General features: G+C 62.3%; 6 protein-coding genes. 2 read left to right on the forward strand and 4 right to left on the reverse strand.

Annotated features, from left to right (window positions below):
- The 4 genes from VIW95_RS14145 to thiI all read right to left on the reverse strand — a co-directional run.
- A partial coding sequence (locus tag VIW95_RS14145; protein ID WP_331587623.1) for a glycosyltransferase family A protein occupies window positions 1–423 on the reverse strand: 423 nt, incomplete at its 3' end.
- A gap of 45 nt (window positions 424–468) precedes the next feature.
- Window positions 469–1635, reverse strand: a complete 1167-nt coding sequence (locus tag VIW95_RS14150; RefSeq protein WP_331587625.1) for a hypothetical protein — start codon at window positions 1633–1635, stop codon at window positions 469–471.
- Window positions 1636–1797: 162 nt separating this feature from the next.
- Window positions 1798–2196 carry a VOC family protein gene (locus VIW95_RS14155; protein ID WP_331587627.1) on the reverse strand — a complete coding sequence of 133 codons (399 nt, stop codon included), beginning with the start codon at window positions 2194–2196 and terminating at the stop codon, window positions 1798–1800.
- A 15-nt stretch (window positions 2197–2211) separates the two neighbouring features.
- Window positions 2212–3420, reverse strand: coding sequence for a tRNA uracil 4-sulfurtransferase ThiI (thiI, locus tag VIW95_RS14160; protein ID WP_331587629.1), 1209 nt, complete (start codon window positions 3418–3420; stop codon window positions 2212–2214).
- Between the two features lie 101 nt (window positions 3421–3521).
- On the opposite strand from thiI, the gene VIW95_RS14165 reads away from it, so the two are divergent.
- Together VIW95_RS14165 and VIW95_RS14170 are read left to right on the forward strand one after the other, a co-directional pair.
- Entirely contained in the window at window positions 3522–4130 is a 609-nt protein-coding gene (locus VIW95_RS14165) for a CoA pyrophosphatase (RefSeq protein ID WP_331587631.1), read from the forward strand.
- Window positions 4131–4189: 59 nt separating this feature from the next.
- Window positions 4190–5767 carry a sulfatase family protein gene (locus tag VIW95_RS14170; protein WP_331587633.1) on the forward strand — a complete coding sequence of 526 codons (1578 nt, stop codon included), beginning with the start codon at window positions 4190–4192 and terminating at the stop codon, window positions 5765–5767.
- Window positions 5768–5821: the final 54 nt, after the last annotated feature.

The following is a 5821-nucleotide window of genomic DNA, read 5'->3' on the forward strand; positions in this document are numbered from 1 at the left end:
CACCCACAGGCTCGGGCCGAGCCATTTGGGCGGTGGCGACGACCATCGCGCCACAACCATCCCGCACGCGGCGTCGAGATCGCGCTGGCGCATGTCGTCGAGCAGTTCGGCGGCCCAATCGCGCTCAGCAATGGCGTCGTCGTCGATAAAGAAAATGTAGTCGGACGCGTTTTCATCCACCGCTCGATTTCGTGCGAAGCTCGAGCCCGGATGCGGCTCGAACACACGGCGCATCGGAAGCGCTGCGCCGCGCGCGAAGTCATCTACAACGGTGGCGGTGTCGTCAGTGGACGCGTTGTCGATGACGACGCAGTCGGCATCGACGTCCACGGGGATCGCGAGCGACGCGACGCTCTCCAGAGTGTCGCGCACAAGCGCAGCGCGATTGTGCGTGGGAATCGCAATTGTGAGCTTGACAGTCACGTGGTCGTGGGCGCGGCGAAGCCGCGCGCACAGTCATAATAGCCGTCAGTGGTTCGGCGCGCCCGCCGGCGCGGGCGCCGCTGCCGCGGATCCAGCCGCTGCGGGCGAAGCCCCCGGCGACGGCGACGGCGCCGCCGGCTTCGGCAGCGGCGCTCCTGATTGCGTGAACACGATCGACGTGACCGTCAGATCCGGCGTTGCCTTTTGCTGAATTTCAGGCGCGGCCGTCAGACGGAAACCGAAACTGCGCGTCTCCCCCGGCACGAACGGCAGCAACGGCCGCCCGAAGTTGGTGAACTCGAGCGGCGTCGCGACCGGCGTGTGCACCTCGGTGAACACGTCCTTCTTGCTTTTTCCTTTGCCTTCGTAATACGTGACCGTGAACTGAACTTCGTCGATAGCCTTGTCGCCGCTGTTCGTCATCTTGCCGAAAATCCCCGGCACTCGCGATGCTGACATCTTCATGTCTACGTCGCTCAGCACGATTTTCGGGATGTACGCCTGCGCGTCAGGCAGCTGCTTCTGCGCGTTCTGGATATCCGCCAACTCCCGGCCGTACTGGAACTTGAGGCCCGCGTTGCCGGTCGCCTGCTCCTTGTCCAGCTCGTCGAGAATTTTCTGATAGGCCGGGATCGCCTTGTCGTAGTCGTGCTTGTGGTACAGATCGACGGCGTCCTTGTGTTCCTTGATGATATTTTCCTTGAACGGGAAATCGACCAGCAGCCGCCATTCGCCGCCCTGCTGCACCATCACCATGTTGTCGTCGTAGGTGACCTTGGGATACGTATTTTCCTGCAGGTTTTTTTGCGCGATCGAATCGGGAGTCTGATCGCCACTGAGCCCAGCATCGATTGTCCGCTCCCAGAGCGCTAGATCGGGTCGCGTCACGCTGACCGTGACTATCGACTTGTCGCCGTCGGTCTTCGCATCACCAACCTTGTAGTCATAGGTGCGCAGTATGCCCTTGAACCAGTCCTTGCTCACATCCGGCGCCATCGGAATTTCGCTGAGGAACTGATCCATCGTGCGATCTACCTGGTCCTGATGCGACAGCGCCTGGTAGGTGGCCGGATAATTGTAGAGTTTGAGATTGTTCAGATAGTTATCGGCCGCGGCCTGCGGCGTATGACCCTGGCATCCCGCCAACATAAACGCGCAAAGTGCCACAGCCGCCAGCATCGCGCCTTTGGCTTGAATCCTGATTGTCGTCATCGTCGAAATTCCTCTTCATGCGAGCCGCAAACGGATCGATTCTAGTGTCGCTTCCACCAAAAACAAGTCAGCTAGATGCCGCCGGTCGGCTGCCGTACCGGCGACGACAGTCCTGCTTATCAGAAAAAAGGCGCGCTATGCGACCAGCACCGGACTCGCCATTTACGCCGCGGCCGGCATCTGCTTGAGCTCGATCACGTTGCCCTCGGGATCCCGCACATAAATCGAAAGCCCCGCCCCGTGCGCCCCGTAACGCATCGCGGGCTCACCCAACACCTCCACCGATTGTCCGCGAAGATAGCTCACGACCTCGTTCAAGTCGCGCGCCTCGACCCCGATGCACACGTGATCGACGTTGAGTCCCGCCTCGACGCGTGGACCGCCGGCGGGAACCAGATCGATCATGCTGCGACCCGCGCGCAACTGGATCAGTCCGATCTGCGCGATACGCCGCTCCTCGTTGAGACCCAGGATGCGCGTGTAGAAGTCGTACGCGCGATCCTGATCGCGGCATCGCAGCACGACGTGATCGAGTTCCGCGACCTTGAGTGGAATTTCCATATTGATTCTCTGCGGCTATGCCTGCGTTGCTGACGCTCGGGCCGTAGTGGCTCTTGTGGCTCGCGGCGGGAACCAGAACCGCTCGACTTCGGTGGCGCGCACCGCGTCGTCGATCATCCGCGGAATATCGAAGCGCGATTCCGCCGCCTCGACTTCCTCGATTCGCGCCCGCGTCTCCGGATGTGCCGGCACGAACAGCGTGCAGCAATCCTCGTCCGGCAATATCGACGTCTCGAACGTACGCAACCGGCGCGCCTGATCGATAATCTCGTTCTTGTCCATCCCGACCAGAGGGCGCATGACCGGAAACGCCGCCGCCTTTTCGATCACCGCCATGTTCTCGAGCGTCTGCGAGGCGACCTGCCCCAGGCTCTCACCCGTCACCAGCACCGTAGCCTGCGAACGCTCCGCGAGCGCGCTGGCAATCCGCAGCATGAAGCGCCGGTAAAGCACCACGCGCAGCGGACGCAGAGTGTTCGCTACGATCTCGCGCTGCAGATTTCCAAACGGCACCAGCATCAGCGTCGATCGCACCTGCCATCGCGTCAGATGCGCCGCGAGTTCGGCCGCCTTCTCGCGGCTCGCCGCAGACACCAGCGGATGCGCATGAAAGTGCACGAAGTCCAGCCGCAGCCCGCGACGCATCATGCGATACGCCGCGACCGGCGAGTCGATCCCGCCCGACAACAGCGCCATCCCGCGGCCCGTAACACCCACCGGCAGCCCACCCGCGCCCGGCAACTTACCGGCCGACACGTATGCGGCGTCATTCATTATCTCGATCGAAATCGTAAGCTCGGGCGCGCTTAGATCCACTTCGAAGCCGAGCGCCTCCTGCACTTCGCCGCCGACCGCGCGATCGATATCGACCGAGTTCATCGCGAAGCGCTTTTCCTCGCGCCTGGTCCGCACCGCAAACGTCCGCGCCTTGCTGCCCGTCGCGCGCTTGATCGCTTCACGTGAGATCGACTCGATATCGCGCGGCGTCGAATAGCTGAGCGAAAAATTCTGCAAGCCGAAAATCAGGGCCGCGCGCTCGGCCGCCGTCTCGTCGCCAAGTTCGTCGGGCAGCGGCACCAGCAGGCGCGGCCCGACGCTACGCATATTGCCCAGCCGGTAGTCGCCGAATATGTCGCGCAGATTCTGCTTGACCTGGTCGACGAATCGCCACTGATTGCGCCCTTTGAGCGCGATCTCGTGGTACCTGCCAATCAAATATCTCATGTTGTGAACTCGCCGCGACTTGAGGTTAGCCCACGCGCAGGCCGCATTGAAATCCGGCCACGAGCTTGCAAGCAGGGCGATGTGCGCGATTATCTGTAGCGATGAGTGACGACGCTACGTTCAACCTCCAGGTCGAGACCATCCGGCGCAAGCTTTCTACCGTCACTCCGCCGCCGCGCGAGGCGCTCGCGAACAAATCCAACGCGGCCGCAGTGCTGATACCGCTGTTCGAGCGCGGCGGCGAGCTTCACATCGTTTATATTCGCCGATCCGATCATGTCGCGAGTCATCGCGGGCAGGTCGCGTTTCCCGGCGGCCGCGTCGATCCGATCGACGCAACACTGCTCGATGCCGCCCTGCGCGAGGCGCACGAAGAAGTCGGCATCCATCCTTCGACCGTCGAGGTAATCGGCGCTCTCGCGACGATGCAAACGACGACCAGCGGAATTGTCGTCGCGCCCTTCGTCGGCGTCATCCCGCAAGACGCGCCGCTGAGACCGCAACTCTCGGAGGTCGCACAAATCTTCGACGTGCCGTTGACCGCGCTGCGCGATCCAAAGTTTCGCGGCGATTACGAATGGAAGAGCGAAGGTCCCGCCGCCCGCTCGTCGAAGTTCCCGGCGATTCTGTACGGCGGCCAAACAATCTGGGGCCTCACGCTGCGCATCACACTGAACCTGCTCGAACTGCTCGATCCAACCAAGGCGTGAGCGAGCATCGCGATTGCGTCATACACTCCCACCTGCAAAAGATTCGAAGGGAGCCGAAGATGGGACGCAACATTCTTTTTATCACTACCGATCAGCAGCGCTACGACGCGCTCGGATGCAACGGCGGCAAGATTGCGCAGACGCCGGTGGCGGACAGGCTCGCCGGTGGCGGAATCAACTATCGGCGCGCGCACAATCAAAATGTCGTGTGTATGCCAGCCCGCTCGACGATGATCACCGGCCAGTACGTGCGCACGCATGGCGTGGTCGCCAACGGCGTCGCGCTGCCGCCCGACTCACCGAGCGTCGCCGCATATCTGCACGAGAAGGCCGGCTACCATACCGCGCTGCTGGGGAAAGCGCACTTCGAGCCCGCTTTCGATTTGCAGGGGCGATGGTTCGAGAACCAGATGGCGCGTAAAGATTCGACCGGGCCGTATCGCGGCTTTGATCGGATGGAACTCGCGATGCATACGCCGGTCGGGGGCTGGCATTATTCGCTGTGGTTGCAGAAAAACCATCCCGACGAAATCGCCGGCTTCGCGCCGATTCTGAGCGCTCTGCCCGGCGGCGACACCGGCGCGCCCGAAGTGAAGTACAATCCCGTTCCGCGCGAGCATTACCACACCGACTGGGTCGCGGCGCGCACGATTGCCTACCTCGACTCGCTCGATTCCGACGACAACTGGTTCGTGTGGATGAGCTTCCCCGACCCGCACCATCCGTGGGATCCGCCGCAGGACGAGGCGCGCCGAATCAATTGGCGCGATCTCGATTTGCCCGCCGGTTATCCAGGCTCGCGCGAAAAGATCGAAAAAATTCTGGCCGGCAAGCCGCGTCATTGGCTGGATTGGTACGAAGGCCGCTTCCGCAACTTCGAGGGCGGGCCTGGCAGCTTCGTTCCGTGCCAACTCACCGAAGATCAGATTCGCGAAGTCAACGCGCTGACGCACGTCGAGAACGAATTGATCGACCAGGCATGCGGCCGCGTGCTCGCGCGAATCGCCGAGCGCGGATGGGAATCGCGCACCGACGTAATTTACACGACCGATCACGGCGAGCTGCAAGGCGACTTCGGCCTGCTCTACAAAGGCCCGTACCACGTGGACGCATTGATGCGACTGCCGATGATCTGGCGCCCGGCACCGTCGGCCAACCTCGCGCCGATCGAAATCGGCGAACCGGTCGGCCAACTCGATCTCGCGCCGACGTTTTGCCAAATCGCCGGCGTCCCGATCCCGGACTGGATGCAGGGCAAGCCGCTGCCGACCGTACCGGGCTCCGGCCGCGAGCGCGTCATCACAGAATGGGACAGTCAGTTTGCCGCGATCGGGATGCATCTGCGGAGTATCTACCGCGACGGTTACACGCTCACCGCTTACGAAAAATCGACGCGCGACGTCGGCTTCGACATTGCGAATATTCCACCGATGCTCGCGCCGCGCGGCGCGATTTACGACATCCGCTACGAGGGCAGCGAAGGCGAGTTGTACAACCTGCGCGAGGATCCGATGCAATGGCGCAATCTGTGGGACGATCCCGCGTACGCGAAGCTGAAGTCCGACCTGCGCGCGGATTTATATGACAATCTGCCGCCTGAGCGGGACCCCAAGCTTCCGGTCGAGGCGCCGGCTTGAGGAGAGGGGAAGGGGAAATCACTTGATTGAAGGCGGAACCCACCGTGGGTTCCG

Origin of the sequence: Binatus sp. (SeqCode) (genome assembly GCF_036522015.1) — a bacterium.
Taxonomy (GTDB): domain Bacteria; phylum Desulfobacterota; class Binatia; order Binatales; family Binataceae; genus Binatus.

What these genes read in the sequence shown, in the direction of transcription:
- VIW95_RS14155 (WP_331587627.1), bottom strand. Translation starts at nt 2,196, where the DNA reads ATGGAAATTCCACTCAAGGTCGCGGAACTCGATCACGTCGTGCTGCGA.
- VIW95_RS14165 (WP_331587631.1), top strand. Translation starts at nt 3,522, where the DNA reads ATGAGTGACGACGCTACGTTCAACCTCCAGGTCGAGACCATCCGGCGC.
- thiI (WP_331587629.1), bottom strand. Translation starts at nt 3,420, where the DNA reads ATGAGATATTTGATTGGCAGGTACCACGAGATCGCGCTCAAAGGGCGC.
- VIW95_RS14150 (WP_331587625.1), bottom strand. Translation starts at nt 1,635, where the DNA reads ATGACGACAATCAGGATTCAAGCCAAAGGCGCGATGCTGGCGGCTGTG.
- VIW95_RS14170 (WP_331587633.1), top strand. Translation starts at nt 4,190, where the DNA reads ATGGGACGCAACATTCTTTTTATCACTACCGATCAGCAGCGCTACGAC.